Annotated in this window: 21 protein-coding genes; 19 read left to right on the top strand and 2 right to left on the bottom strand. The window is 48.7% G+C overall.

The window, feature by feature from the left end; all coding sequences use genetic code 11:
- Nucleotides 1–319 precede the first annotated feature (319 nt).
- From MHB84_RS18935 to MHB84_RS18960, 6 genes are all read left to right on the top strand, one after another.
- Nucleotides 320–1,249, top strand: coding sequence for an ABC transporter permease (locus MHB84_RS18935; protein ID WP_076290959.1), 930 nt, complete (start codon nt 320–322; stop codon nt 1,247–1,249).
- Nucleotides 1,250–1,288: 39 nt separating this feature from the next.
- Complete coding sequence (locus tag MHB84_RS18940) at nt 1,289–2,176, top strand: carbohydrate ABC transporter permease (RefSeq protein WP_024632531.1); 888 nt, start codon at nt 1,289–1,291, stop codon at nt 2,174–2,176.
- Nucleotides 2,177–2,194: 18 nt separating this feature from the next.
- Complete coding sequence (locus MHB84_RS18945) at nt 2,195–3,700, top strand: extracellular solute-binding protein (RefSeq protein WP_076290818.1); 1,506 nt, start codon at nt 2,195–2,197, stop codon at nt 3,698–3,700.
- Nucleotides 3,701–3,930: 230 nt separating this feature from the next.
- Nucleotides 3,931–7,239 carry a glycosyl hydrolase gene (locus MHB84_RS18950; protein WP_076290817.1) on the top strand — a complete coding sequence of 1,103 codons (3,309 nt, stop codon included), beginning with the start codon at nt 3,931–3,933 and terminating at the stop codon, nt 7,237–7,239.
- A gap of 73 nt (nt 7,240–7,312) precedes the next feature.
- Nucleotides 7,313–8,134, top strand: coding sequence for a polysaccharide deacetylase family protein (locus MHB84_RS18955; protein ID WP_076290816.1), 822 nt, complete (start codon nt 7,313–7,315; stop codon nt 8,132–8,134).
- Between the two features lie 56 nt (nt 8,135–8,190).
- Complete coding sequence (locus MHB84_RS18960) at nt 8,191–10,368, top strand: glycoside hydrolase family 88/105 protein (RefSeq protein ID WP_256716882.1); 2,178 nt, start codon at nt 8,191–8,193, stop codon at nt 10,366–10,368.
- Between the two features lie 126 nt (nt 10,369–10,494).
- On the opposite strand, the gene MHB84_RS18965 is transcribed toward MHB84_RS18960, so the two are convergent.
- Nucleotides 10,495–11,370 carry a DUF72 domain-containing protein gene (locus tag MHB84_RS18965; protein ID WP_076290814.1) on the bottom strand — a complete coding sequence of 292 codons (876 nt, stop codon included), beginning with the start codon at nt 11,368–11,370 and terminating at the stop codon, nt 10,495–10,497.
- Nucleotides 11,371–11,685: 315 nt separating this feature from the next.
- Here MHB84_RS18965 and MHB84_RS18970 point away from each other — a divergent pair, with 315 nt between their 5' ends.
- The 5 genes from MHB84_RS18970 (at nt 11,686) to MHB84_RS18990 (ending at nt 15,728) form a co-directional block, all read left to right on the top strand.
- Nucleotides 11,686–12,429 carry a class I SAM-dependent methyltransferase gene (locus MHB84_RS18970; protein ID WP_076290813.1) on the top strand — a complete coding sequence of 248 codons (744 nt, stop codon included), beginning with the start codon at nt 11,686–11,688 and terminating at the stop codon, nt 12,427–12,429.
- An 18-nt stretch (nt 12,430–12,447) separates the two neighbouring features.
- The gene (locus tag MHB84_RS18975; RefSeq protein WP_076290812.1) at nt 12,448–13,437 is read left to right on the top strand and encodes an MBL fold metallo-hydrolase; all 990 of its coding nucleotides are present in this window, start codon (nt 12,448–12,450) and stop codon (nt 13,435–13,437) included.
- Nucleotides 13,438–13,605: 168 nt separating this feature from the next.
- Nucleotides 13,606–14,001, top strand: a complete 396-nt coding sequence (locus tag MHB84_RS18980; protein WP_076290811.1) for a hypothetical protein — start codon at nt 13,606–13,608, stop codon at nt 13,999–14,001.
- Nucleotides 13,998–15,041 carry an FAD:protein FMN transferase gene (locus tag MHB84_RS18985; protein WP_076290810.1) on the top strand — a complete coding sequence of 348 codons (1,044 nt, stop codon included), beginning with the start codon at nt 13,998–14,000 and terminating at the stop codon, nt 15,039–15,041. The genes MHB84_RS18980 and MHB84_RS18985 overlap by 4 nt, the downstream gene beginning before the upstream one ends.
- Before the next feature lie 33 nt (nt 15,042–15,074).
- Nucleotides 15,075–15,728: a ferric reductase-like transmembrane domain-containing protein gene (locus MHB84_RS18990; RefSeq protein WP_076290809.1), complete on the top strand. Its 654-nt coding sequence runs from the start codon at nt 15,075–15,077 to the stop codon at nt 15,726–15,728.
- 131 nt (nt 15,729–15,859) lie between these two features.
- On the opposite strand, the gene MHB84_RS18995 is transcribed toward MHB84_RS18990, so the two are convergent.
- The gene (locus MHB84_RS18995) at nt 15,860–16,426 is read right to left on the bottom strand and encodes a phosphatidylglycerophosphatase A family protein (protein WP_076290808.1); all 567 of its coding nucleotides are present in this window, start codon (nt 16,424–16,426) and stop codon (nt 15,860–15,862) included.
- A 214-nt stretch (nt 16,427–16,640) separates the two neighbouring features.
- On the opposite strand from MHB84_RS18995, the gene MHB84_RS19000 reads away from it, so the two are divergent.
- The 8 genes from MHB84_RS19000 to MHB84_RS19035 all read left to right on the top strand — a co-directional run bounded on the left by MHB84_RS19000 (nt 16,641) and on the right by MHB84_RS19035 (nt 24,891).
- Nucleotides 16,641–17,696: a GerMN domain-containing protein gene (locus tag MHB84_RS19000; protein WP_076290807.1), complete on the top strand. Its 1,056-nt coding sequence runs from the start codon at nt 16,641–16,643 to the stop codon at nt 17,694–17,696.
- 146 nt (nt 17,697–17,842) lie between these two features.
- Complete coding sequence (gene rph / locus MHB84_RS19005) at nt 17,843–18,601, top strand: ribonuclease PH (RefSeq protein ID WP_053783129.1); 759 nt, start codon at nt 17,843–17,845, stop codon at nt 18,599–18,601.
- A gap of 1 nt (nt 18,602) precedes the next feature.
- Nucleotides 18,603–19,226, top strand: a complete 624-nt coding sequence (locus MHB84_RS19010) for an XTP/dITP diphosphatase (protein ID WP_076290806.1) — start codon at nt 18,603–18,605, stop codon at nt 19,224–19,226.
- Nucleotides 19,227–19,594: 368 nt separating this feature from the next.
- A complete protein-coding gene (locus MHB84_RS19015; RefSeq protein WP_076290805.1) occupies nt 19,595–20,437 on the top strand; it encodes an STM4015 family protein in 843 nt (280 codons plus the stop codon).
- Entirely contained in the window at nt 20,438–21,802 is a 1,365-nt protein-coding gene (locus MHB84_RS19020) for an STM4014 family protein (RefSeq protein WP_341143058.1), read from the top strand.
- On the top strand, nt 21,795–22,580 hold the full coding sequence (locus tag MHB84_RS19025; protein WP_076290804.1) for an STM4013/SEN3800 family hydrolase: 786 nt from the start codon (nt 21,795–21,797) through the stop codon (nt 22,578–22,580). The genes MHB84_RS19020 and MHB84_RS19025 overlap by 8 nt, the downstream gene beginning before the upstream one ends.
- A 53-nt stretch (nt 22,581–22,633) precedes the next feature.
- Entirely contained in the window at nt 22,634–24,031 is a 1,398-nt protein-coding gene (locus MHB84_RS19030) for an STM4012 family radical SAM protein (protein WP_076290803.1), read from the top strand.
- Nucleotides 24,028–24,891, top strand: coding sequence for an STM4011 family radical SAM protein (locus MHB84_RS19035; RefSeq protein WP_076290802.1), 864 nt, complete (start codon nt 24,028–24,030; stop codon nt 24,889–24,891). Before MHB84_RS19030 ends, MHB84_RS19035 begins: the two co-directional genes overlap by 4 nt.
- Nucleotides 24,892–24,915 lie beyond the last annotated feature (24 nt).

Below are 24,915 nucleotides of genomic sequence, written 5' to 3' on the forward strand. Positions count from 1 at the left end.
GAATTCATCATTGACCGGAATCCCGATTCATGGGACTCCGGTTTTTCATGTTTTATCTCGGAAACAAAGAAGGATAATGCTGCAAAAATGTGCAATAACCTCTGCCAAAATATATCCAAATTGAAGGAGGAATGGCGTTATAGCGGGCTTTCGGACCACTTTGCACAACCATGCAAAAAATGAAGGTTGCCGGAAACAAGGCAGCTGTATAGTCTGAGTAACAGGTCAATTGATAACGCTTACATAAATAGGGAGGGGAGACATTATGAACGGGAAGACGGACTGGAATGGAAATGGCGCTACAGCAGCTCAAGTGGAAATGGCCGCATTGCCGATGAAGCGGGAGTCCAACTGGAAGAGGCAGATCAAACGAAATAAATGGCTGTACGTGCTTGTGCTTCCCGGATTTTTGTACTTTGTCATTTTTAAATACTTGCCCATGTGGGGCATCGTTATTGCCTTCCAGGACTATCAGCCTTTTCTGGGTATTCGCGACAGTCAATGGGTGGGCATGGAGAACTTTATGAATTTCTTCTCCAATCCAGACTTTTTCCGATTGCTGAGGAATACGCTCGTCCTTGCCCTATATGATCTTATATTCTTTTTCCCGGCACCGATTATTATCGCTTTGTTACTCAATGAAATCCGGGTCGCTTTCTTCAAAAGAACGATTCAGACGCTGGTCTATGTACCTCACTTTGTTTCCATGGTCATTATCGCGAGTATCACTTATGTATTCCTGACTCCACAAGGTGGGGTACTCTATGACCTGATCTCCTGGATCACAGGCAAACCGATCGATGTATTGGCAAGTCCGGGGTCATTCCGTCCGCTCATTATTATTCAGATGATGTGGAAAGAGATGGGCTGGGGAACGATTATCTTCCTGGCGGCATTGGCAGGTGTGGATACAGAGCAGTATGAAGCTTCGATTGTGGATGGTGCAGGACGATTACGACGCATGTGGCATATCACGCTTCCAGCGATTCGCACAACCATTGTCATCTTGCTCATTCTCAGGCTGGGGAACTTTCTGGATACCGGTTTTGAACAGATCTATCTGATGACCAACTCGCTGAATCGTGATGTGGCAGATGTATTTGATACGTATGTATACACCGTCGGGATTACGCAAGGTGCATTCAGTTACAGTACCGCGGTTGGGTTATTCAAGTCTGTGGTCGGAATTATTCTGGTGCTGGGCAGCAACAAACTGGCCAAGAAATTCGGGCATCCCGGAATCTATTAAGAGCATGTACGTCATCCATTGATAAGGAGGAAATCGCCCATGAACAGCCGTCTATACAACAGCCCTGCCGGCAGAGTATTTGATATTTTCAATTACGTCATGCTGGGGATTCTGGGCATATTAACCGTCCTTCCTTTCCTGTATATTATAGGAAATTCATTCGCGACCGAAGCAGAGATTACCGAACGCAGTTTTTTCCTTATTCCGAAGGTGTTTTCATTCAGTGCGTATGAGTATATTTTTTCCTCGTCCACCATCTTCCGCAGTATAGGGGTTTCAATATTTGTTACGGTTGCAGGTACATTGGTCAATCTCTTCTTCACGCTGACGATGGCTTACCCGCTGTCCCGAAGTGACTTCTGGGGCCGGAATGTCATGATGAACATGGTGATTTTCTCCATGCTGTTCGGCGGCGGGATGATCCCGACCTATCTCGTCATTCGTGGACTTGGACTGCTGGATTCCTACTGGGCCCTCATGCTTCCTGGCGCGATCAGCGCTTTTAACTTAATTGTTGTCAAAAACTTCTTTCAACAAATGCCGCCAGGGCTGGAGGAAGCGGCCCGCATCGACGGCTGTTCGGATCTAGGGGTACTGTGGCGAATTGTTCTGCCATTATCCAAACCGGTGATTGCCACATTTGCGTTATTCTACGCCGTAGGGCACTGGAATAACTTTTTCTCGGCACTCCTGTACATCTCCGACAGTGACAAATGGCCATTGCAAGTCATGCTGAGACAGATCGTATTGCTCTCGCAAGCCAGTGTCGGAGATATGGCGAACATGGACCCTAATTTTGTACAACCACCAGAGCAGTCGATCAAAATGGCAGTTATCGTCGTAGGTACTATTCCGATTTTGCTGGTTTATCCGTTTTTGCAGAAGCATTTTGCCAAGGGTGTCATGTTAGGTTCAATCAAAGGCTAAAGCCAAGGGGGAGAACGTATGGGACAAAAGACGGGATTCAAAAAAGGTGCATTGCTACTCTCTGCATCATTGGTACTGAGTACGGTTCTGGGAGCTTGCTCCACGGACAAAGCAGGTTCAGGAACAGCTGCGGGAGGCACGGATCAGATCACGATTATGCTTCCGAACTTTGAAGCGGAGAATCCGCCCGATAACAGCCCTGTGGTTCAGAAGCTTGAAGAATTGACCAAGGTGGACGTGAATTTGCAATGGGTACCGAGCAGCTCTTATGAGGACAAATTCAATATCACGCTGGCCTCGGGCAAGCTGCCCGATGTTATGGTTGTGCTTGGTAAGTCCCCAAGTTTTATTAATGCGGCTCGTACCGGAGCTTTCTGGGAGCTTGGACCTTATTTGAAAGACTATCCGAACCTGAGCAAGATGAATGAAATTATCACTAACAATGCTTCTATCGATGGCAAAACCTATGGCATCTACCGCGCACGTGCTCTGGGACGTAACGGAGTCACGATCCGCAAGGATTGGCTGGAGAAGCTCGGTCTGGAAGAGCCAAAGACCATTGACGAGTTCTACAATGTATTGAAAGCGTTCACGAAGGATGATCCAGACGGCAACGGTAAAGACGATACCTACGGTCTGGTGGCGAGCAAATTCACGGGCCCTTGGGATAACATGCAGATTTGGTTTGGTGCACCCAACAAATGGGGCGATGATGGTAACGGAGGTTTAATACCGGCACATGAGACTCCAGAATATATGGAAGCTCTGAAATTTTTCCGCCAAATCTATAGCGAAGGTCTGGTCAACAAGGACTTTGCCGTGATGGATGCGACGAAACTTCCTGATCCTTTTGTTAACGGGCAAGCGGGTGTCATGGTGGATGTAGCGGATAACGCACAGCGGATGGATCAGAAGATACTGGAGAAAGATCCGTCAGCGACTGGACATGTGGATGTACTTCAAGCGATGGAAGGTCCAAAGGGATTGCGCGATATGCCAACATCCGGCTATTCCGGCATGATTGCTATTTCCAAAAGCAGTGTCAAAACGGAAGAAGATCTGAAAAAGGTGCTGAGTTTCCTGGATCAACTGAATGAGCCTGAATTGCAGGCGCTGCTAGGGAACGGTCTGGAAGGCAAGCAGTATGAGAAAAAAGAGGGTTACGTCATTCCGACCACTGACAAACTGGCGCTGAGAGATGTACAGGGTCTGAATCAGATCCTCATGTTTATTCCAGAGGACAAAACACTTCGTGTGCAGCAGACACCTGTTCGCGAAAAGGTTGCACAGGTGCAGAAAGCCAATGAGGAAATCGTCATTGCTAATCCTGGCGAACCACTGATTTCCGATGTGTATGCCCAGAAAGGACCACAGCTGGATAACATCATCAATGATGCCCGTATCAAATTCATCGTGGGGCAAATTGATGAAAAAGGCTTCCAGGATGCTGTTGCATTGTGGAAAAGCAGTGGCGGCGACGACTATGTCAAAGAAGTGAATGAGCTGTACGCTGCACTGAAGTAGTTTGATGTTCCAGAGCCCGGCAGCCTTGCTTGTAGTGCAAAGGTGCAGCCGGGCATTTCCGTATATGCATAATTCAGAACAATTAAAACCATCTTCCTCTTTTTTTGTGAATTATAGCTTCCAGTCTTTGGATTTTGATGTATAATCATTGCGAAACAAACCTATTTGAACTTAAATGAACGTTATCGGTAAATGGACGACCACTCTTGCACATACAGGGAGGAAGCGACATGTGGAACAGGGATGCATTTGAAAATCCCGAGGCGCAGTACCGGGTTCATCCCTTTTGGTTTTGGAATGGGGATATGGAAGAAGGGCAAATCAAACGGCAAATAGCCGAAATGTCTGCACAGGGCGTAGGTGGTTTTTTCATCTGTCCACGTCAGGGGCTAGAGATTCCCTATCTGTCCGAAGCATGGTTTGACAAGGTACGGATTGCAGTGGAAGCGGCGGCCGCCTGCGGCATGCAGGTATGGTTATATGACGAGTATCCCTATCCAAGCGGGATGGCCGGCGGTGAGGTGACACTTGATTTTCCTGAGGCGAAGCAGCGCCAGCTTGTACATCAGCAGATTTGTGTTCATGGCGGAGAAACAGTGGATCATGAGTTGCCGTGGGGTCGATTTTTAGTGGCGAAGGCAATACCCAAGGATGCGCAGGGCAAACGATTGTGGCATGAATCCATTGATTTGCGCAGTAACATCGGCAATATCCAGACTGATCAGGTATATCAGGAGACAGGACTCACGTCGTATAATCGCAAGCGGTTTTTTACATACCGAACGGCCTTTCGCCTGTTATGGAAAGCTCCCGCTGGGGAATGGGACGTGATTATATTTCAGGAAGAAGAGATGGATGATTTCAAATATTACGGCAACTTTGTAGACCCTTGTCACAAAGAAGCGATGAGCCGTTTTATTGAACTGACCCACGAACGGTATAAGGAAGCCGTTGGAGAACAGTTTGAAAGCGTAATCAAAGGCATGTTCTCTGATGAAATTGCGCCGCTTGGGCGTATTCCTTGGTCTCCACAGCTTCCCCGATTTTTTAGCGAACGCTGTGGTTACAGTCTGATCGAGTCCCTACCTGCTCTGCTGCATGGCGATGTCCCAGACGCAGAACGTATCCGGTATGACTATTATCAGTCGCTACATCTGCTGCTCAGAGAGTCGTATCACAAACAGGTACATGACTGGTGTGAAGAGGCAGGGATTCAGTATGCGGCAGAAGTGCCCGGGGTACGGATGACCACGCAGTTGTTCAGTCATATGCCAGGTGGAGATTCTGCACATGAGAAAATCGGACGCCCCTTATCCTGGATTCTGGAACGGTATGGCAAAAAAATGCGCGACAATCCGAAGATGGTCAGCTCGCTTGCCAGACAGCTTGGCCGAAGCCGTAATCTGATTGAGTGTTTCCACAGTGTAGGCTGGTCGATGACCTTACAGGATGCCAAATGGATGATTGACCGGATGGCAGCCATGGGCACCAACTTTTTTAACTTCCACGCCTTTTTCTATACCATCGGCGGACTTGCCAAGCATGATGCACCGCCATCCCAGTTTATACAGAACCCGTATTGGCGCCATTTCCGGCAGCTGGGAGATTACACGGGACGTTTAAGCTATCTGATGAGCACCGGGACTGCGGACATTCGTATTGCTGTGCTTGATCCAACGACCACGTTCTGGAGCCTGATGGGCAATCCGCTTCACGGATTCGAATATGGCGGAGAAGACGAAGCAGAACGGGCGAAGCTGGATCGTCTCACGAACGATTGGATGCGGATCACCTCGCATCTGCTCGAAAACAGACGTGACTATGATCATCTGGACCCCGAGCTGTTAGCCGAAGCTGTACTGAACGAGGGTACGATTCAGATTGGCGTTGCACGTTATGAGGTACTGATTCTTCCGCCGATGCTGAACCTGGAGGCAGCAGCCTGGCAGCAGGTGAAGCTGTTCGTAGAACAGGGGGGGACAGTCATATCGGTAGGCATGCCTCCGCATGTAGCCATCCAGCCAGGAAGCCCTGCAGGAAATGAGGCCGCCCAGTTCTTTGGCGCAGGAAAACAGCCGCACGAGGCATATTGGGGCAATGCGGAAGAAACAGGTCATGAGAGCAGCGAATTGATGTGGCAGCAGGGACAGGGGAATGCTTATTTTCTACCTGCTGGAACAGGTCGCGGGGATGACTTCTCCTTGGAACTGATCTCCCTGCTGCTGGATCATGTACTACCCGAACCGATCTGTTGGATCATGGAAGAAGAAAGTGCGTCGCTGCTTATGCAGACCCGTCAATTATCGGACGGAGAGTTTATGATCTTTTTGTCCAACCAGGAAGGACAACAACTTGAAGGGCAATTGAAAATAGTAGCCAAGCGGTTATGGACGGATTTGGATCTTTCAGCGGGTACAACTCTGCTGGCGGAACGGCTCAATCTGGAGACAGGACAGCGAGAATTATTGCCGTTTACCAGCAGTGGTGGCGAGTGGTGCATTTCGTTAAAGCTTGCTCCCTATGAAGCACATGCGGTGAGGCTAACTTTACAACATGCTCAAGAGGCATCAGAGGGGAATCGTTTAGTTACTAAGACTGAGAACGCACCCCATACCATTCAGCTTTCTTCGGAAGGGCCATGGCGTCTGGAAACCGTGCAGTCCAACACACTTCGAATGGGACAGTTCAACGTAACAGCTTCCAATGACAACGGTGAAATTATTGAACGTAATCATGCTGCAGTCAAACCGTTTATTGACCAGGCGGCTGAATTGTCGGAGAACCATCATCTGCCGCTCCAGTTTAATCAGGTATTTGGTACACCGAAGAAAGCATCCGTTGCCTATCCAATCCAGTGCAAGTATACGACTACATTTGAGCTAAGAACGGCATTGGCAGAATGTCTGTTATTCATGGACAGGGCAGCGATATCAGGTGACTGGACCATGGAAATCAACGGAAAACAGATCGGACCTGATCAATTTGAGCCGATTGAAATTACTGATCACCATAATATTGGCTGCAATATAACAGAATTGTTGCGCAATGGTCTGAATGAAATGACCGTTACCGTACAGGTCATGAGGGATGAAGAAGGTATCGTTGATCCACTATATCTGCAAGGGCGATTTGGCGTGGAATTTCATCATGAAGGCATGGTCTCTCTCGTTCGTGAGCCGGATACGTCGAGCCGAATTGGGCCTGAGCCACAGCCGTTTTATCCCCATTTTGCAGGAGAGATGAGTTACAAACGAAGCTTCTGGCTGGATCAGTCTGCTGAAGAGGTTGCGTCCTTTGAACTGGAATTCAATGATTGGCAGGTGCAGGATGTGGTCGAGGTACGGGTGAATGGTCACACTCTGGGCGTTCGATGCTGGTCTCCATATCGCTGGACGGGAGAAGCCTCGTGGCTGCGAGCAGGGGATAACGATATTGAAGTACGAGTTACCAATACACTAATTGGACTGCTGGAAGGTACGTATTTTGACTCGGGCAGCCACAGTTTGCAGGAAGCCGGTCATATATCAGCTGAAGAATAAGCCTTACAAGATAAACGGATTTATTCCTTATGGTGATAGAAGGATAAGCAGTTGAAATGGGAGGAGTAAAAAGATGGGGCATCGTATCCAGTTTGACCGCTACCCGGGTGGCGTGATGAAGGCGTTGACGTTCAGTTATGACGATGGTGTGGTTCATGATCGCAGACTGGTGGAAATTTTCAATCAGCATGGGCTGCGGGGCACATTCAATCTGAATTCCGGTACGCTGAGTAAGCCTGGCCGAATTGAGACGACAGAAGTTGCGAAGTTGTATGCCGGGCATGAAGTGGCTGTGCATACGGTCACCCATCCCACATTGCCCTATGTTCCGGATGAGCTGCTGACCGAAGAGATCATGGAAGATCGGAGATCGCTGGAACAGCTTGTCGGTTATCCGGTAAGAGGTATGGGCTATCCGAATGGCGGTTATGACCGTTCACTCAGCACCAAGCTCGAATGGCTTGGCATCGATTATGCACGCACGGTTGAATCCCATGGCAGGTACACACTGCCTGAGCGGCCGCTTGAATGGCATCCAACCTGCCACCATAACCAGGATTTGGCGGCCCATGCCGAACGATTTATCCAGCATACGAAGACAGGTACGCCACTCTTGTTATATGTATGGGGTCACAGCTACGAATTCAATGATAACGACAATTGGCAGATTATAGAGCAGTTTGCTGAGAAGATTGGCGGCCGGGACGACATCTGGTACGCAACGAACATCGAAGTGATTGCATACTGGAAAGCGGTCAAACGTCTGGAGTGTTCAGCAGACCGATCGATTATCCATAACCCATCGGCCATCTCCATCTGGTTTACAGCGGATCAGCAGGTGGTTGAAGTGAAGGCTGGCGAGACATTGCGACTAACCGAACGAATCAAGGTATAGGAAGGGAGCTGACGATCATTCGTTATTTTCATGAGAACGAGGCGATTGCAGGCAAGGTGTATGATTCAATTCCGGATATTTTGACTACCGTGGCACAGCGTTATATTGGGGACCATCCGAAACACTCCTTTCTGTTCCGAGCGTACCATCGTGAAGGCTTCCGAAGACTTGGGGATTATCGTTATGATCTGAATCTGGATGCCAAGTGGAAAGAGGCTCGTGCAGGACAGTATGTGTACGTATGGGGCAAGTTGTGGAGCCAGCAGGAGGCCACGCTAAATACGGGACTGAACTGTTATAGTCCGGTGACGGTCTATGTGAACGGAGAAGAGATTTTCAAATCGGAGCTGTTGCAGGAGTTATTTCCCGAGCGCAGAACCCAGATTCCAATCTCCGTGAACTATGGCTGGAACGATGTATTGCTTTGTTTTGTAAAAACAGAGGTGGGATTCGGCGGGATTTACGGAACAGCCTCATTTAAAAACTTTCCGCTTCACTTCCTCACACCAGGTGTGGATCGCCAAGGTCAGGAGGGCTGGTTGTACTCCGAACCAGTCGATGAACCTTTATCATCACTCCCTCGTGATGGCATGACTGAAGCAGAAACGGGCCTCTCCTGGTATCCGCGCAGGGACTGGACAGAAGGGGAACAGAACGCTGGAGCTTTCGCCAGAATCTTTGGGACAGAGCAGCCTGCTGTTGCGTACGCATGGTCCAAACTGGATGTGATCCAACCGGGATCGTCACCTGTTCTTTTGCAAGGGAAACATGAAGGTCCCCTCACCCTGTATGTTGATGGCAAGGAAATATATTCCGCTGGGCAAAGCGGCAATTTCCGCATTGAACTGCCTCGCCGCTACGGTCCATCTGATCTGGTAGCGAAAGGTGAAACCAAGGCTGGGTGCAAGTTGTGGGGATTCACCTTGGAAGATGCGAAGGATTCCATTGCAACGGGATGGAGATTAAGACCACCTCATCCGGTTGCAGGATGTCCCGATGCGTGGCTGTATACGGGTGGATTTTCCCCAGGCTCTGAACCATCTCCCCAAGACATCGTGGTAACAGATACTGTATTTGATGATGGAGCCCAAGGTGTATACTGGCATGTTGATCTACCTGAAACGAGTGTCCGGCCCTATTTGGAAAATACCCATTATGGCAAATGGAATTATCCACTCGGTGTTACCCTGCTTGGACTTCTTCAGATTGGACAGGAGTTGGGACGTGACGACTATGTTCAGTATGTGCGGGACCATATCGGCCTGAGTACGTCGTTTGACCGTTACGGTCTGTGGGATCGGGAAGGGTACGGCGCCGCGGGAATCAATAATCAGCTGTCTGCAATCGACAGTCTGGATGATTGCGGTTCGTTTGGATCTACTTTGCTGGCAGCGATGGAACTCGGCGACATTCGTGGAGGCAGGGATACCGCAGATCGTATTGCGAGCTATATTACGGATGAACAGGAACGTCTGGAAGACGGGGCCTTTTACCGTGTTCGTGGCAGCGGGGAGATGCGCCAGGAAACGATGTGGTGTGATGATCTGTATATGAGCACACCTTTCCTGATGCGGTACGGCCAGTTAACGGGAGATACTTCTTATTGGGAGGATGCAATCAACCAGTTCCTGATGTTTCGCAAATATCTGTATATTCCCGAACACCAGATCATGTCCCATGTGTATGATTTTGTGCGTGGACGGGCGACAGGTATACCATGGGGGCGCGGGAACGGATGGGTTCTATTTTCGCTAACCGAACTACTGACGATTCTGCCAAGTGATCACGTCAAACGGCCAGAACTGCTGAGCTTCTACCGGGATTTATGTCAGGGGTATCTGGCGCTGCAAGGTGAAAATGGACTCTGGCATCAGGTGCTGAACCGCCCGGATTCATATGAAGAAACCTCCTGCACGTCGATGTTCATCTACGCTTATGCCCGCGGTATTCGTGAAGGCTGGCTGGAGCAGCCAGAGGCCTACCTGGATGCGGTGCGCAAAGGATGGGAGGGCATGACCCATCTGTCCATTGATTATAAAGGCAACGTCTACGGTGTATGCCGGGGTTCCGGTTACTCCTTTACCGCACTCTATTACCGGGATGATTTGGGATGGATTCTGAACGATACGCACGGTATCGGCATTGTGCTCCTGGCTGGGATTGAGGCGTATAAAATGAACCAGCAGCTCTGCGAGCCGTCTATAGATTCTTCGGTTACAGCTGCACAACGCTAGTGCAGCAACCATGTTGTTCATCTGCGTACAACCTAACAAGAAATAAAAGCGGCACGCCTTAAGGGCGTGCCGCTTTTTTCGTTATGAATGGAAATAATCAATTCAGATTACAAATTAAACGTGTTGTTAAAACAGCTCCAATTGCTCCGGTCCCTCTTCCTCCTCCGGCTCCGTACGGTCAGGGAAGGGCTTCACGGGTTGCTCCAGCAGCTTCATCATCATCTGTGCATTAGCAGCCGCGTCGCCGCCCGAGTTGTTGTTGAAAATCACATACACATCTTTGCTCTGCTCTTGCAATTGCTCCAAATAACCTTTCCACTCCAGCAGCTCTTCCTGGTTGTAGCGATACAGATAACGGGTCTCACGCCAATTGGGTGCACCATTCTGATGCCAGCCTGATACATTGCGCCCATGCATACGTACCAGCGTCATTTCGGGATCGGTAGCCTCAGGTACGATAGGGATAGATCCTGGCCCCGCTTGAGGTTCATCACAGACGCTGTGAATCCAGCCCTGTTCCTTCAGAAATGCCAGCGTTCGTTCGCGCATGCCCTCTTCATACCAGCTGCGATGACGAAATTCGAGGGCACAAGGGATGCCTTCCATTCTTAGTTTTACTTCACGCAGTTCATTGACGTTGTCCCGATTGCATTCAAACCACGGCGGGTACTGAAACAAGGCCGCTTGCATCTTGCCTGCTTCCATGACAGGCTCCAGGGATTCGCGAAAAGCCTTATACATCTCCGAGGTGCTTGTGAAATAGGGTTTTCCCCGCAGATGTCCTGTCATCCCCTGATAGGCTTTGACGATAAAAGCAAAGGAGTCCGGCGTTTCCGCTGCCCAGCGTGCCATCCGGTCCCGAGGCTGAACGGCGTAGAAGGAACTGTCTACCTCCACGGTCGTAAAATATTGTCCATACAGACGGAGCTTGTCTTTCGCTTTGGTACGGTTCGGGTACAAATCTTCCTGATCTCCCCAGCCCGTAAGTCCAATCCGAATCATAAATAACACCTCCTGCTGCTTCTTCTTATGTTAGCGTTATATTTCAATCGTCTCATGTACGTCTATGAAGTGAGAAAAACGTCATACTGGTTTGTGAACAATCTCTATGTATAGTTAACCGATTCGCGTTGGCCTGACTATGTTTAACATTATATCGTGTGCTTTCCGGCCGTTCAATGTGGACGATCCTTGGAAATTTTTGAGTTTGAAGGATAAAGACGATACAATGGCTAAAAGCTATAGAGATATGATCCGGCTGATAGAACAGCGTATTACGGATAGTTGGGCCAGTGACCATGTGGAGGGCGATACGTAATGACGGAATGGTATGAAAAGAGTTTTGGAGAAGACTACCTTCTTGTGTACAAACATCGGGATGTGCAAGGTGCATATCAGGAAGTACATAAAATGATCAATTGGTTAAAGCTTCAGCCAAAGTCAAAGGTACTTGACCTTTGCTGTGGTATGGGCCGACATTCTCTGGCCCTTGCAGATGCTGGTTTCCAGGTGACCGGAATCGACCTGTCTGATGTGCTTCTGCGTGAAGCACGCAATATGGACACCGAACATCGTGTTGAGTGGTATCATGCCGATATGCGTGAGCTTCCACTGAAAGGCGGATTTGACGCCGTTGTCAATCTATTTACCTCATTTGGTTATTTCCGAGAGGATGGAGAGCAACTAAGAGTGTTACGCGCCATTCATCGGATGCTGAAGCCAGGCGGCAGCTATATTATTGATTTTATGAACACGGCTTATGTGACTCGTCATCTGGTGCAGCATTCAACACGTGAAAGCGAAGGACAGAATATTGAGGAGTTTCGCAAGATCCAGGATGGATTTGTGCAAAAAGAAATTCACATCACCGATACCGCATCGGGCCAAAAACCACGAATCTATCAGGAACGCGTCAAGCTGTATACTCGCGAACAACTACGTGATCTGCTTCACGAGGCAGGACTCATGGTGGATCAGGTACACGGTGGTTATGATGAAGAGAAGTACGATGAGCAGACGTCGCCGCGGATGATTTTTGTCGGTCATCGGCCGGAGCAGTAGAGTTGGAGGAGAATATTAATGAAGCGAACGGAATCCATTTCCATGCCAGTAGGCATGCATCGTGTCAAGATTACTATGGCTTTTCCTCTACGTTGGGTGAACAGCTATGTGCTCTATGAACCGGATGGAACAATAACGATAGTTGACCCGGGACCACGCAGTACTGAGACGGAACAGGAGTGGCACGAAGCACTCGCAGATTTCAATTTAACTTTTCAGGATATTAGTCAGATTGTACTGACCCACCATCACCCCGATCATCTGGGGTTGTCTGGCTGGATACAGCAACAAACGGATGTGCCTGTTCGAATGTCCACACGATCCCGCCAGGAAGCGGATTACATGTGGGGAACGGAGGCAACCATCAATACAGTGTTGCCTGAATATTATGGTCGCCATGGAATGCCGGAAGACAAGACGCAGCAGATACGTGAACATATGGAGGGATTTATCTCACAGATTACGCCACTTCCGGTAGTGACACCGATTGAAGATGGAGATTGGCTGGTTATGGGCGGGAAAAAGTGGCTTGCTGTAGAAACAGGTGGACACGCGCCAGGACATCTATCCTTCTATGCGCCGGATTCCAGGGAGATCTTGTGTGGAGATGCCGTATTGCCGCAGATCTCACCGAATATTAGCCTGCAGCCGGGAAGTGACGATCAGCCTTTATTGTCTTATATGGAAGGACTGCATCGACTGGGGGCATTGGATGTAGGAGTGGCATATCCAGGGCATCGGAATCCGTTTGGCCATTTTGCCGATCGAACGGTTCATCTGCTCACTCATCATGAAGAGCGCCTTCAGAAACTGATGGAGCGAATCCGGGAAGCACCGACGAATGCGTATGATATCTGTGTGTTTATGTTTGGTGACCGATTGGGAACACATCAGCTTCGTTTTGCGATGAGCGAAACTTTGGCGCATCTGCAAGAATTGATCCGGCGAGAGCATATTATACAGGAGCAGCAGCCCGACGGAGTATTCTTTTTTATCGAAAATACTTAGGATTACAAGACTTTGACCAGGAGAACTGCCTGTTCAGAGTCTTTTTTTGCGTGTAACGACTCAAATAAATGAAAGCTTTAGTCTTTCTTAACCGTTCATTCATCTTCTTTTAAGGCAGCACTTCTATGATAAATGCATGAACTTCGCCAGAGAAAGCAGGGAAGAGCGATGACTAGGAAAAAACGAAATCAATGGAGAAAATGGCAAGCCTCAGCGGTAGCAACGTTGACCGTGGCTGCACTCTTTCAATATGTAAGAACTTCTGATGCCTTTGATGTCGCTTATGCGGCGGCTAATGGTACCGATATAAGCAGTACAGCTTCCACCCAGATAGATGCTCAGGATGATGTCATGGACGAATGGACGAACAACACAGATAACCATTCCGATGCATCGTCCAATGAGGGCTATAGCCTGGATGAGGAAACGACTGATGGAAGCACTGCCATCGGTTCGAATCAAGGCAGGTCGTCGGGTGGCTGGATAACAGATCAGAACAGCAATCAGGATACAGACTCCAGATATAGCCGTGGCAATTATCAGTCACGCACGGGTGCATCATGAGCCGCACGGAGCAAGTCTCCCGTCTTCTTAAGTTCCGCTTCCGGGCGATGAACACGGACGTGGAAGTTCAGTTAGCCGCAGGACGGGAAGAGGCTGAGCATGCGGCAGCCTTGGTGAAGAATTGGTTCGAAGCGCAGGAACAGCGTTTCAGCCGATTTGTGGCAGACAGTGAATTGAATCGTCTGAATTGTTGCACAGGATGGATGCCAATCTCCGCAGCAATGGATGAAGTGTTAAGTTTGGCATACGGTTATATTGGACAGACGGAAGGGATTTTTCAGCCAGGTATCTCTCAGGCTCTGCGGGCTTCGGGTTACGATGTCAGTTTCGAGCAGCTGCAACAAAGAGAGCTTCAGCAATCTGGAACCGAACGCAGATTGGACATCCGACCATCGGATACAACAGATATGCTGAGAGACGAATATGACTATAGCCGCCCACGTTGGATTCAATGGGAAGGCAGCCGAATGGTTCATAAGGACCCTGGAACTGAGCTGGACCTTGGGGGCATTGTTAAGGGTTGGGCCGTTGAGCGTATCGCCGATTGGCTGCAACGTACACTTCATATTTCGGCCGGATTAATTAATGCAGGTGGAGACATTCAGGCATGGGGGACAACACTTCATCCGATGTGGTCCGTGCAAGTCACCGATCCTTATCAGGAGGAGCGAAATCTGATAGGGAATATTCAATTGAGGAAAGGTGCAATTGCCACTTCAGGAGTGGGACGGAGACAGTGGCAGAATACGGACGGAAGCCTTTCACATCACTTAATTGATCCCCGGACGATGGAGCCAGCAGATACGGATGTGCTGCAGTGTACAGTTCTGGGCCAGCATGCCTCGCAATGTGAGATTATTGCCAAGACCGTCTGTATTTTGGGAAGTGCCGATGCAGTAGGTTGGTTAAACCGTCATTACGATCGTCATGACGTCCTGTGGATGACCAGGGATGGGAGCACTTATTTTAGAGGAAATACCGATACGCTCGCTGAACGCTGGCCTGGTTTTGATCCGGATCACCGCTTCAGTCTTATATAAACGACAAGTCTATCAGATGTGGGGGAGCCGGTTATGGCGCAATGGATTGTAGATTACCTGCCAACGTGGAATATCATTCGAATTAGTGGGATCGCCGCTTACTTGCTGCTCTTTGCCGGTGTGTTTCTGGGGATTGCCCAAGGGATGCCCATGGCTAAAGGCAAACCTAAAGCGGCCATGTTTAAATGGCATACCCGTACGACCTGGCTCGCCTTTGGACTTGGACTTGTGCATGCGTTAACCCTATATATTGATCACTATAGTCCATTCACCTGGAGTGAACTTCTCATTCCGTTTACGGCTTCAGTACATCCGATCGGCAGCGGACTGGGCACATTATCCTTTTATGGTTTGGTGATCGTACTGCTATCCAGTGATTTGCGTAACAAGCTTGGCCGCAAATGGTGGTTTATGTTCCATATGTTGTCTTATCCCGTATTCATCGGTTTACTGTTCCATGGCATGGTTACCGGTTCTGATTCAGGCAATGTGATTTTTCGTCTGATGTATGTGTTTACTGGCTTGAGCATTCTTGGTATTACGGTACTTCGTGGCATGCTGCGAGAACGCAAAGGCCCCGAAATTACAATTGGACCCAGTCGTGTACAGCCTAAGCCAGCAGCGGAACAGAAATGGGCTGAGGTGTATCGTTTGGCGGTAGCCGGAAGACAGGAGCATCTGAAATAACGTACTACAAAAATAAGTGAATCAACACAAAAAAAGCGGCCTTTTTGGCCGCCTTTTTGTCATGATCAGAAGAAGTCTGATTGTTGAATTTACTTGGTTCGTTCATTTCCAACTCCTATTACACATGCAAATTATACGATATCATCGCTGACAGGTTTTTCTCCCAAAGCTTCTTCAAGCTCCGATTGTTTGCGATGCGCAATCCGGCTGCTGGCTGCTGAAGCGATAGCCCCCACAATATCATCCAGAAACGTATGCACAGGCCCAAGGCTCTTGTCGTTCAAACGTTCAAGCACACCGGGTTTGAGCTTGTCTACATAACCGTAGTTCGTAAATCCGATACTGCCGTATACGTTGACGATAGAGAATGCGAGAATCTCATCCACGCCATATAATCCTTCATCATTTTCTATCATCTCCTGCAAAGGAGAAATGAGTTTGCCTTGCTCTGCCAGCAAGTCCAGTTGAATGCCTGTCAGGACTGCGTTCTGCACCTCACGTTTGCGTAATACTTTCTCCACATTGTCGATACATTCTTCCATCGTAAGACCTGGGTAATACTTTTTCTGTAGCATCATGACCAGTTCTGCGATCTCAGGGATCGTAACGCCCCGCTTGTGCAGCCATTCCCTCGTTGCCTCAGCCACTTTTCGGCTATTCAGGCTGTAAGGGATTTTTTCTTGCTCCGGATGTTCCATGGGCGATTCCTCCTCTGAAGTTAGCAATGTCCCTATACTTATATCCTAATACGTTATTAACCGTTTTGGGTTTCTTTGCTATCCTTCGACGGGGATGGAAGGCCAGTTTTCAGCTTTATGCATGGTGAGCTTGTTTAAAAAGTAGTTATTTTTTGGGCAAAGGCTCGTATACATGGTAGTACAAACTGTAAAAATGATGAGGGGGAACGTGATCATGAGTAAGATCCGTTATTTGCGTACAGCTTCTGCAGCTGCGCTGTTGAGTATTCCTGTGGTGTTATCCGGATGTGGCATGTTTGGGGCACAGTCCTCCGAGGCTATTGATCCACCGCCGCCGATTCAGGAAGCGGCCATGATTCAGGCGGCTGAAGGCAATGGATCACTTGCCAAGCTGCCACTTACAACCGTGTATCTGCAGGATCAACAAGGTTTGCTGGCTCCGGTATCCATGACACTCCCGTCAGGCACGGACGTTAGCAGTCCCAAAACAGCCTTGGATACACTTGTGACGGGTGGTCCATATGCAGGGATGTTGCCTGAAGGATTTCAGGGCGTTCTCCCGCAGGGTACCGTTGTTCAGAACGTAACGATTCATCCGGATGATAAACTAGCAGTCGTGGAGTTCTCCGGCAATTTTGCCAAGTATGATGCCAAGAACGAGCGCAAAATGCTGGAGGCAGTTACCTGGACACTCACGGGTACACCGGATGTGCAGAACGTACAGATATGGGTAGACGGCAAAAAGTTAACGCAAATGCCAGTAAACAGCATGCCATTGCCGGAACCGTTGAATCGGGCGGTGGGTATCAATCTCGATTTGGGTGATACATTCACGACTAACAGCAGCCCGGTAACGGTTTATTTCTCAGCCGCTTCGCCAGCAGGCATTCAATATTATGTCCCGGTTACGCGTCTTGTGACACCAGGTGGAGACCGGGTGCAGGCGGCGCTGAATGAACTGATCAAGGGACCAGCCAAAGGCGGCGAGCTGGAAGAGGTTATGACAGGCGGAACGCAGCTGCAATCGGTCAAAACGTCTGAGGATGGAACCGTAACAGTTGCACTCAAAGACGATATGTTCACTGAGGGAGATGTCGTGCCAAGTGAACTGCTGCAATCCGTCGTATTGACTACGGCCGAGAACACAGCAGGCAAGGAAGCTAAAGTCCAGATCGAATGGAATGGGCAAAAGACAGTCATGAGTGATGATAATCGGGATTACAGTGCCCCAGTATCGAAGCCTGAATATATCAATGAAATTCCAATTTAAGTCACAATAAGCGGTCTGATGTACGGTTGACAGAACTCTTTGGTGGACAGGATGCTTTTAAGTGAACTCTTTGGTAAAATAGAAGGGATTAGTAAAAGTGTGAACAAGCTCGACATTACAGGATGCTTAAGTCGTAGGAGGCAGAAATGATGAGATCTAACGGACGAACCAGCGACCAGCTGCGCCCGATGAATTTAACAATTAACACGAATAAATACGCCGAAGGTTCTGTACTGATTGAAGTGGGAGATACCAAGGTTATTTGTACAGCTACGGTGGAGGAACGTGTTCCTCCCTTTATGAAAGGGCAGGGTAAAGGCTGGGTAACGGCTGAATACTCCATGCTGCCACGTGCAACACATACCCGTAATCAGCGTGAAGCGAACCGCGGCAAATTGACTGGACGCACCATGGAAATTCAGCGTCTGATTGGCCGGGCACTGCGCTCGGTCGTTAACTTGCAGGCTCTTGGTGAACGTACGATTACACTGGACTGTGATGTAATCCAAGCTGACGGCGGTACACGCACAACGTCCATTACCGGTTCGTTTGTAGCTCTGGCGCTCGCGGTGAACAAAATTGCCCAACAGCATAAATTGCAAGTATTCCCGATTACGGATTTCATTGCAGCGGTTAGTGTGGGTGTAGTTGGAGAACAGCCGGTGCTGGATCTGAACTATGATGAAGATTCCAAAGCCAAGGTAGATATGAACCTCGTGATGACAGGCGGCGGGAAATATGTGGAGCTTCAGGGAACAGGTGAAGAAGCACCATTTGATCGTCGTGAACTGAACGCGATGCTGGAGCTGGGTGAGCAGGGCATTCTGGAGATGATTGAGCGTCAGAAAGAAGTTCTCGGTCCCATTGCACTCAAGATTGGTGCTCGTGGATTAGGAGAAGCCTAACATGAGTCTGGATAGCCCAATTATCATTGTCGCAACCCGTAATGCAGGGAAAGTACGTGAATTCGCTCATGCATTCGCTCCGCTGGGCAAAGAGGTCAAAAGTATGTTTGACTATCCAGAGCTGCCGGATGTCGTTGAAGATGGCGTAACCTTTGCAGAGAATGCCTGGAAGAAAGCCAAAACGGTGGGCGATGCTCTTGGCTTGCCTGTCCTGGCTGACGATTCGGGATTGTGCGTGGATCTGCTGGATGGTGACCCGGGAGTGTATTCTGCGAGATATGCAGGCGAGGGTGCAACCGATGCGAAGAACAATGCCAAATTGCTTGAGGCGCTGGAATCGCTCAAATCCGGTGAGGATACGGAGCAACCGCTTTTGAGTCCGGCAAGTTTCGTCTGTGCATTGGTGCTGTATGATCCCGCAACCGGACACAAGTACGAAGCGGAAGGTACGGCTGAAGGCTGGATCACTGCTCAAGCAGCCGGTGCAGGCGGTTTTGGATATGACCCACTTTTCTATGTGCCTGAATACGAGATGACGATGGCCGAGCTTACGCTGGAGCAAAAGCAGGCGATCAGTCACCGGGGCCATGCCCTGAGAGCACTCGTATCCAGCCTGAAAGACTGAGATTCAAACGAATCGGCTCATATGATTATGAATGTATAAGGTGAATTATTGCCTTGCTTAAATATCAAAGCGTTAGTGGAAGGTAAGAGTCATTCCTGTGGAATGCTTCACCGACCATTAACGTTTTTTTATTTTTATGGAGTGGAGCCGATGTTAATAAAGCCAGTGCAGGGGACCCAAAATAAATCCCGCTTTTTTCAGCGAAAATATCGGAACGTACGTTCTTGTACCTATATAAAAAATGCAGAGATTTCACGTTTGAGCAGAGTATTAGGACCGGGGTTGGAAGAAGTTGCAAGTCTTGTACCGTATGCGTTAACATTCAAGTTAACGAATCATCAATGAACTCAAACGGAGGGGATTTGCTTATGCAAGAAGTGAAGCTTACGGTGTCTTATGATGATTATGAGGACGGTATTCGTATGGAAACACTGATCAGGGAACTGGCTGCCAAACCGGAGGCTGGTTCGCTGGAGAGTCTGATTATTGGAGACTGGGGGCAGGCCTATGAAAATTCGCCGGAAGAATTTATGGGCGCGCTCATCGAGCTGGCTCCAAGCTTTCCTTCTTTGAAGAAACTGTTTATCGGAGATATGGGCTTTGAAGAATGCGAAGTATCATGGATTATTCAGACGGATCTCACACCACTATTGGTTGCTTTCCCTGAATTGAAGTCATTCACAGTGAAGGGCAGTAGCGGACTAAGTCTGGAACCCATCGAACATGCCAAACTTGAAGAATTAATCATTATTTGCGGTGGTCTTCCCAAAAGTGTGTTAGCTTCAATTGCCCGGGCTAAATTGCCTGAATTGCGTAAGCTTGAGCTGTATCTGGGCGTGGATAATTATGGATTCGACGGTTCACTTCAAGATGTACTTCCACTTTTGGAACAGGGTTTATTTCCAAAGCTCGTATACCTGGGTCTGAAAGACAGTGAAATTCAGGATGAGATTGCGAAAGCTGCAGCTGAGGCGCCAATTCTGGATCAACTTGAAATCCTGGATCTGTCAGAGGGCACGTTGTCTGATGAAGGGTCTGAGGCGCTGCTTGCCAGTGACAAGATCAAAGAACTGAAACATCTCAATCTCAGTTACCACTATATGACAGACGAAATGCTCATTCGTTGGAAACGTTCCGGTATATCTGTAGATGTTAGCGAGCAACAACAGAGTGATGAAGATGACTGGCGTTACCCGTCGTTAACGGAATAAATGATGTCAGGCATGACGGAAATGGAAGAAAATTTGCAAAGCCCAGTTAAGGATTCGGATATGACTCTGGAGCAGCCGTTATTGTTAATTGGAAACCCGAATAATCGCCGTACCCTTGGATTACAGAAGGCAAGACAGCGTATTGGCTTACAACCTGCATTTGTGTTGCCTTATGCGCATTTACTAAAGACTTGGAGACGGGGCGGAACCATGGTGGATGCCGTACAGCAATGTCTGGAAGGGCGAGGGACTACGTGCATGCAGGGAGAGCCGTGGATATCTTCACCAGCATCGATGTTATATGAGAATCATGATTCAGTTCATGGCGTGAATAGTATACCTCTTATTCGACTGGATGCCCCTGGTGAGGAATGGGAAGTAGAGCGTGAGCTGCTCTTTCTTGGAGCTGTGAATGATGTATCTTCGTTAATCGATGGCCTTTCTGCGAGAATGATTCCGGCAGAACAGACACTCACTCTTGAACAGGAGTGGGGGCGGATCTACGCGCCCAACCAATGGTTTCGTGGTTGGAAAGCCTGTTTGGAACGAATTCGTCAGGAAGCTCTGGAATATTGGCCTAATGCCCGGTTCATGAATGATCCCGATGACATTGCGATTATGTTTGATAAAAGGAAATGCCAGCAGCATCTATCTGCTCATAGCGTTCACGTTCCCCCAACACTCCAACCTTCGGAGCCGATCCGCAATTATGCGGACCTGCGTACAGCGATGAAAACAGCGGGTATGAATCGCGTTTTCGTGAAGCTTGCGTGTGGCTCCGGTGCTTCAGGCGTTGTTGCCTACCAAATTAATCCGCGAACGGGTGCTGAAATTGCCATAACCACTGTGGGAATGGAACGGATTCAGGGAAAGATCAATTTTTATAATGAGGGCCGGTTGCGCAGGTACACACATACTTCAGAGATTTCTGCGCTTATGGATTGGCTGTGTGCTGAGGGGGCCCAGATTGAACGTTGGATGGCAAAAGCGTCCCTGGGTTCAAGCGTGTTTGATATACGCCAGCTTGTGGCAGGTGGACAAGCAGGTCATGCCATCGTACGGCTTAGTCAGACACCAATCACCAATCTGCATTTGCGCAATGAGCGGTTGCTTCCCGCAGAAGCAGGGCTGGATGAACAGCAGATGAATGTAGTTCAGACGGCAGCGAAAGCAGCAATGGCTGCCTTCCCCAACTCATGGTCTGCCGGGATTGATGTAATGCTCAGTGGAGATACTGAGCCGCGTGCCTATATTTTGGATGTGAATCCGTTCGGAGATTTGTTGTACAGAGTGCAGCATAACGGACTTGGAACCTATGAATGGGAAATGGAACTTTTGCGAAAGGAGCCTTACAACTATGACTGATATGAACACCATCGTAGGCTCCCATGATCTATTAATGATTACATTGGACACGTTAAGGTATGACGTAGCCAAGCTGGAGGAACAGAATTGCCCCAACCTGTGCGGTACGGGTCCTTGGGAGAAGCGTCATACTCCGGGAAGTTTTACCTATGCGGCACATCATGCTTTTTTTGGTGGCTTCATGCCTACACCTGCTAATACAAACAAAGCATCCCACGTGCGGCTTTTTCATTCCCGGAATACCGGATTAAAGACGCATCCGCATACGTGGCTGTTCGACACACCGGATATCGTATCCGGTTTTGCAGCTGAAGGATATCGTACAATTTGTATAGGTGGGGTCATTTTCTTCACCAAGAAAAATCCGCTCGCCAAAGTGCTGCCAGGTTATTTTCAACAGAGTTACTGGCGGATGAATTTTGGGGTAACCAACCCCAAATCGACTGAGCATCAGGTTCAGCATGCCTTGAAGCTGCTGGAGCAAAGTGCACCAGATGAGAAGCTGTTTTTGTTCCTGAATGTGTCTGCCATCCATGGGCCCAATCGCTATTTTGTGGAGGGTGCAAGAGAGGACTCGGTAGAAACACAGCGTGCAGCGCTTCGGTATGTGGACAAGGCCCTTGGGCCATTGTTTGATGCAATGAGGCAGCGTTCAAGGCCTACGTTTTGTTTAGCTTTTTCCGATCATGGCACAGCGTATGGTGAGGATGGCTATCAGGGGCATAGGCTCGCGCATGATGTTGTCTGGAATGTGCCTTACCGTGAATTTATTTTATAGAACAAATAATTCATATTATCAATAACTACACACCGGATACAGGGAGGAAACCGATGGACGATCAATCTCAACATACGACAGCAGGTCATTCCGCACAGTCCGGATCCAACACAGCTTCAGGTCTCAGAGAAGTACTTGCTTCACCCTATCGCTCTTATTTATATTCCTATCCCCATAAGACCGCATATCGGGAGTTGAACCCGCCTTTACCGCTCGGTCCATTGTGGGAACGTGAGAATACCGATACGTATTTTTTATATATGCACATTCCGTTTTGTGCCGCTCGTTGCGGATTCTGTAACCTGTTCACGCTGCCGGATCGTCGTAATGACACCCATGTGCGTTATGTGGATGCGCTGGAACGGCAAGCCAAACAGTGGGCACCACTCACATCACGCAGACCCTATTCGAGGTTTGCCATCGGTGGTGGGACGCCCACATTATTAAATGAAATTCAGTTGAACCGTTTGTTTGATATTGCTGAACAGGTGATGGGACTCGATCCGACGCAAGCTTCGATCTCGGTAGAAACATCACCGGATACCGTGACGGAAGCCAAATTGGCGATCATGAAGGAGCGAAGTGTGGACCGGGTAAGCATGGGCATCCAAAGTTTTATTGAAGCCGAAGCCTCAGCCATTTACCGTCCGCAAAAACCACAGGAAGTGGAGCGCGCGCTTGAGAAGCTTACACGGTATGAATTCCCTCTGTTGAATCTGGACCTAATCTATGGTCTGCCAGGACAAACGGTGGAATCATGGCTGTATTCGCTGGAACGTGTCCTTTCATATGAACCGGGTGAGATTTTCATTTACCCACTGTACACCCGCGAGAATACCATTGTGAAACCGGATGATATACAACGTCAGGGACCGGATATTCGGATGGAGCTGTATAAGGCTGCGCGTGAGACTTTAAAAAGCAGAGGCTATGTCCAGTATTCCATGCGCAGATTTGCCAAAGAACAATCATCTTCTGGAAGCAAAGAGCTTCTACCCTACAGCTGTCAGGAGGAAGGCATGGTTGGTCTCGGTTGCGGTGCACGCTCTTATACTAGTGAAGTACACTATGCTTCCAAGTATGGTGTTAGTTATAAGGCCACACAGAGCATCATCGCCGATTATGTGGCAACCGAGCGTTATGATGTGGCCGATTACGGTATTGTACTCAGCCGGGAGGAGCAGAAGCGCCGTTTTATTCTGAAAGCTCTGCTGCATCGGGAAGGATTGGCGCTTTCGGATTATGATCAACGATTCGGAACGGAAGTCCTGTCAGACTACGGATGGTTGAGTGAACTGTTGTCTGAGGGCATGGCTGAGCTTGAGCAGGACGATAAGGGTAACCAGGTGCTGCGTCTGACAGAAGAGGGATTGGGCTACTCGGATGCTATTGGAGATTGGCTCATCTCCGCTGAGGTTCGTGAACAAATGGAAGGGTTTGTATTCTCATGAGAGCAACCTTGTATTATCGGGGGAAGCTGTCGTCCTGTAATTACGACTGTCCATATTGTCCGTTTAGCAAAACGGTAGATTCCAAGGAGACGTTGGAAGTGGATGAACAACAACTGCGTCAATTTGTGAATTGGGTGAGGGATCAGGAGAGTGCTGGTCATCAATTTTCGATTTTCTTTAACCCGTATGGAGAAGCTCTGGTAAGACGTTGGTATCGTGAAGCGATGATTGAGCTATCGCATATGCCACATGTGGACAAAATTGCAGTCCAAACCAACCTATCTGTCAAACTGGACTGGGCCCGTGAATTGAACCGAGATAAAGCGGCTTTCTGGGCGACCTATCACCCACGTGAGACGAAAGAGTCTTCCTTCGTCAAACAATGTTTGACTTTACGTGAGATGGGACTTGCTTTTAGTGTGGGGACAGTTGGATTGCGCAGTGCATTCCCTGCTATTGAATCGATGAGGCAGGCTTTACCCGATGGGGTGTATATGTGGATCAATGCATTTAAAGATCGACCCAAATATTATAGCGTGGAAGAGGTCGACTTTTTACGATCCATTGATCCACTGTTTGAAGGGAACCTGCGGGATTATGAGAGTCTGGGTAAGCGTTGTTCCGCTGGTTCGGAGGTATTTTATGTGCAAGGGTCAGGGCATGTAAAAAGGTGTTACAAGGACCGTCGAATTATTGGACATCTATACCGCGATGGTTTGCAGGCTTTGGCCGCAGATCGGCCATGTGGCATGAAGAAGTGTGGCTGTTACATCGGTTATATTCATATGGAGGATTCTCCGTTCAGAGATATCTTTGGCAGTGGATTGCTTGAACGTAATCCGGTTCTGATTAATCAATAGATATGTCAACAAGAAGTGCAGGAA

The sequence above is a fragment of the Paenibacillus sp. FSL F4-0087 genome (assembly GCF_038020215.1).
GTDB classification, from domain to species: Bacteria; Bacillota; Bacilli; order Paenibacillales; family Paenibacillaceae; genus Paenibacillus; species Paenibacillus taichungensis.

Coding starts and splice junctions, on each gene's coding strand:
- MHB84_RS18955 (WP_076290816.1), top strand. CDS start 7,313: ATGGGGCATCGTATCCAGTTTGACCGCTACCCGGGTGGCGTGATGAAG.
- MHB84_RS19035 (WP_076290802.1), top strand. CDS start 24,028: ATGAGAGCAACCTTGTATTATCGGGGGAAGCTGTCGTCCTGTAATTAC.
- MHB84_RS18965 (WP_076290814.1), bottom strand. CDS start 11,370: ATGATTCGGATTGGACTTACGGGCTGGGGAGATCAGGAAGATTTGTAC.
- MHB84_RS19010 (WP_076290806.1), top strand. CDS start 18,603: ATGAGTCTGGATAGCCCAATTATCATTGTCGCAACCCGTAATGCAGGG.
- MHB84_RS18990 (WP_076290809.1), top strand. CDS start 15,075: ATGGCGCAATGGATTGTAGATTACCTGCCAACGTGGAATATCATTCGA.
- MHB84_RS18945 (WP_076290818.1), top strand. CDS start 2,195: ATGGGACAAAAGACGGGATTCAAAAAAGGTGCATTGCTACTCTCTGCA.
- MHB84_RS18970 (WP_076290813.1), top strand. CDS start 11,686: ATGACGGAATGGTATGAAAAGAGTTTTGGAGAAGACTACCTTCTTGTG.
- MHB84_RS18940 (WP_024632531.1), top strand. CDS start 1,289: ATGAACAGCCGTCTATACAACAGCCCTGCCGGCAGAGTATTTGATATT.
- MHB84_RS19000 (WP_076290807.1), top strand. CDS start 16,641: ATGAGTAAGATCCGTTATTTGCGTACAGCTTCTGCAGCTGCGCTGTTG.
- MHB84_RS18950 (WP_076290817.1), top strand. CDS start 3,931: ATGTGGAACAGGGATGCATTTGAAAATCCCGAGGCGCAGTACCGGGTT.
- MHB84_RS19020 (WP_341143058.1), top strand. CDS start 20,438: ATGATGTCAGGCATGACGGAAATGGAAGAAAATTTGCAAAGCCCAGTT.
- rph (WP_053783129.1), top strand. CDS start 17,843: ATGATGAGATCTAACGGACGAACCAGCGACCAGCTGCGCCCGATGAAT.
- MHB84_RS19030 (WP_076290803.1), top strand. CDS start 22,634: ATGGACGATCAATCTCAACATACGACAGCAGGTCATTCCGCACAGTCC.
- MHB84_RS19015 (WP_076290805.1), top strand. CDS start 19,595: ATGCAAGAAGTGAAGCTTACGGTGTCTTATGATGATTATGAGGACGGT.
- MHB84_RS18975 (WP_076290812.1), top strand. CDS start 12,448: ATGAAGCGAACGGAATCCATTTCCATGCCAGTAGGCATGCATCGTGTC.
- MHB84_RS18985 (WP_076290810.1), top strand. CDS start 13,998: ATGAGCCGCACGGAGCAAGTCTCCCGTCTTCTTAAGTTCCGCTTCCGG.
- MHB84_RS19025 (WP_076290804.1), top strand. CDS start 21,795: ATGACTGATATGAACACCATCGTAGGCTCCCATGATCTATTAATGATT.
- MHB84_RS18995 (WP_076290808.1), bottom strand. CDS start 16,426: ATGGAACATCCGGAGCAAGAAAAAATCCCTTACAGCCTGAATAGCCGA.
- MHB84_RS18980 (WP_076290811.1), top strand. CDS start 13,606: ATGACTAGGAAAAAACGAAATCAATGGAGAAAATGGCAAGCCTCAGCG.
- MHB84_RS18935 (WP_076290959.1), top strand. CDS start 320: ATGGCCGCATTGCCGATGAAGCGGGAGTCCAACTGGAAGAGGCAGATC.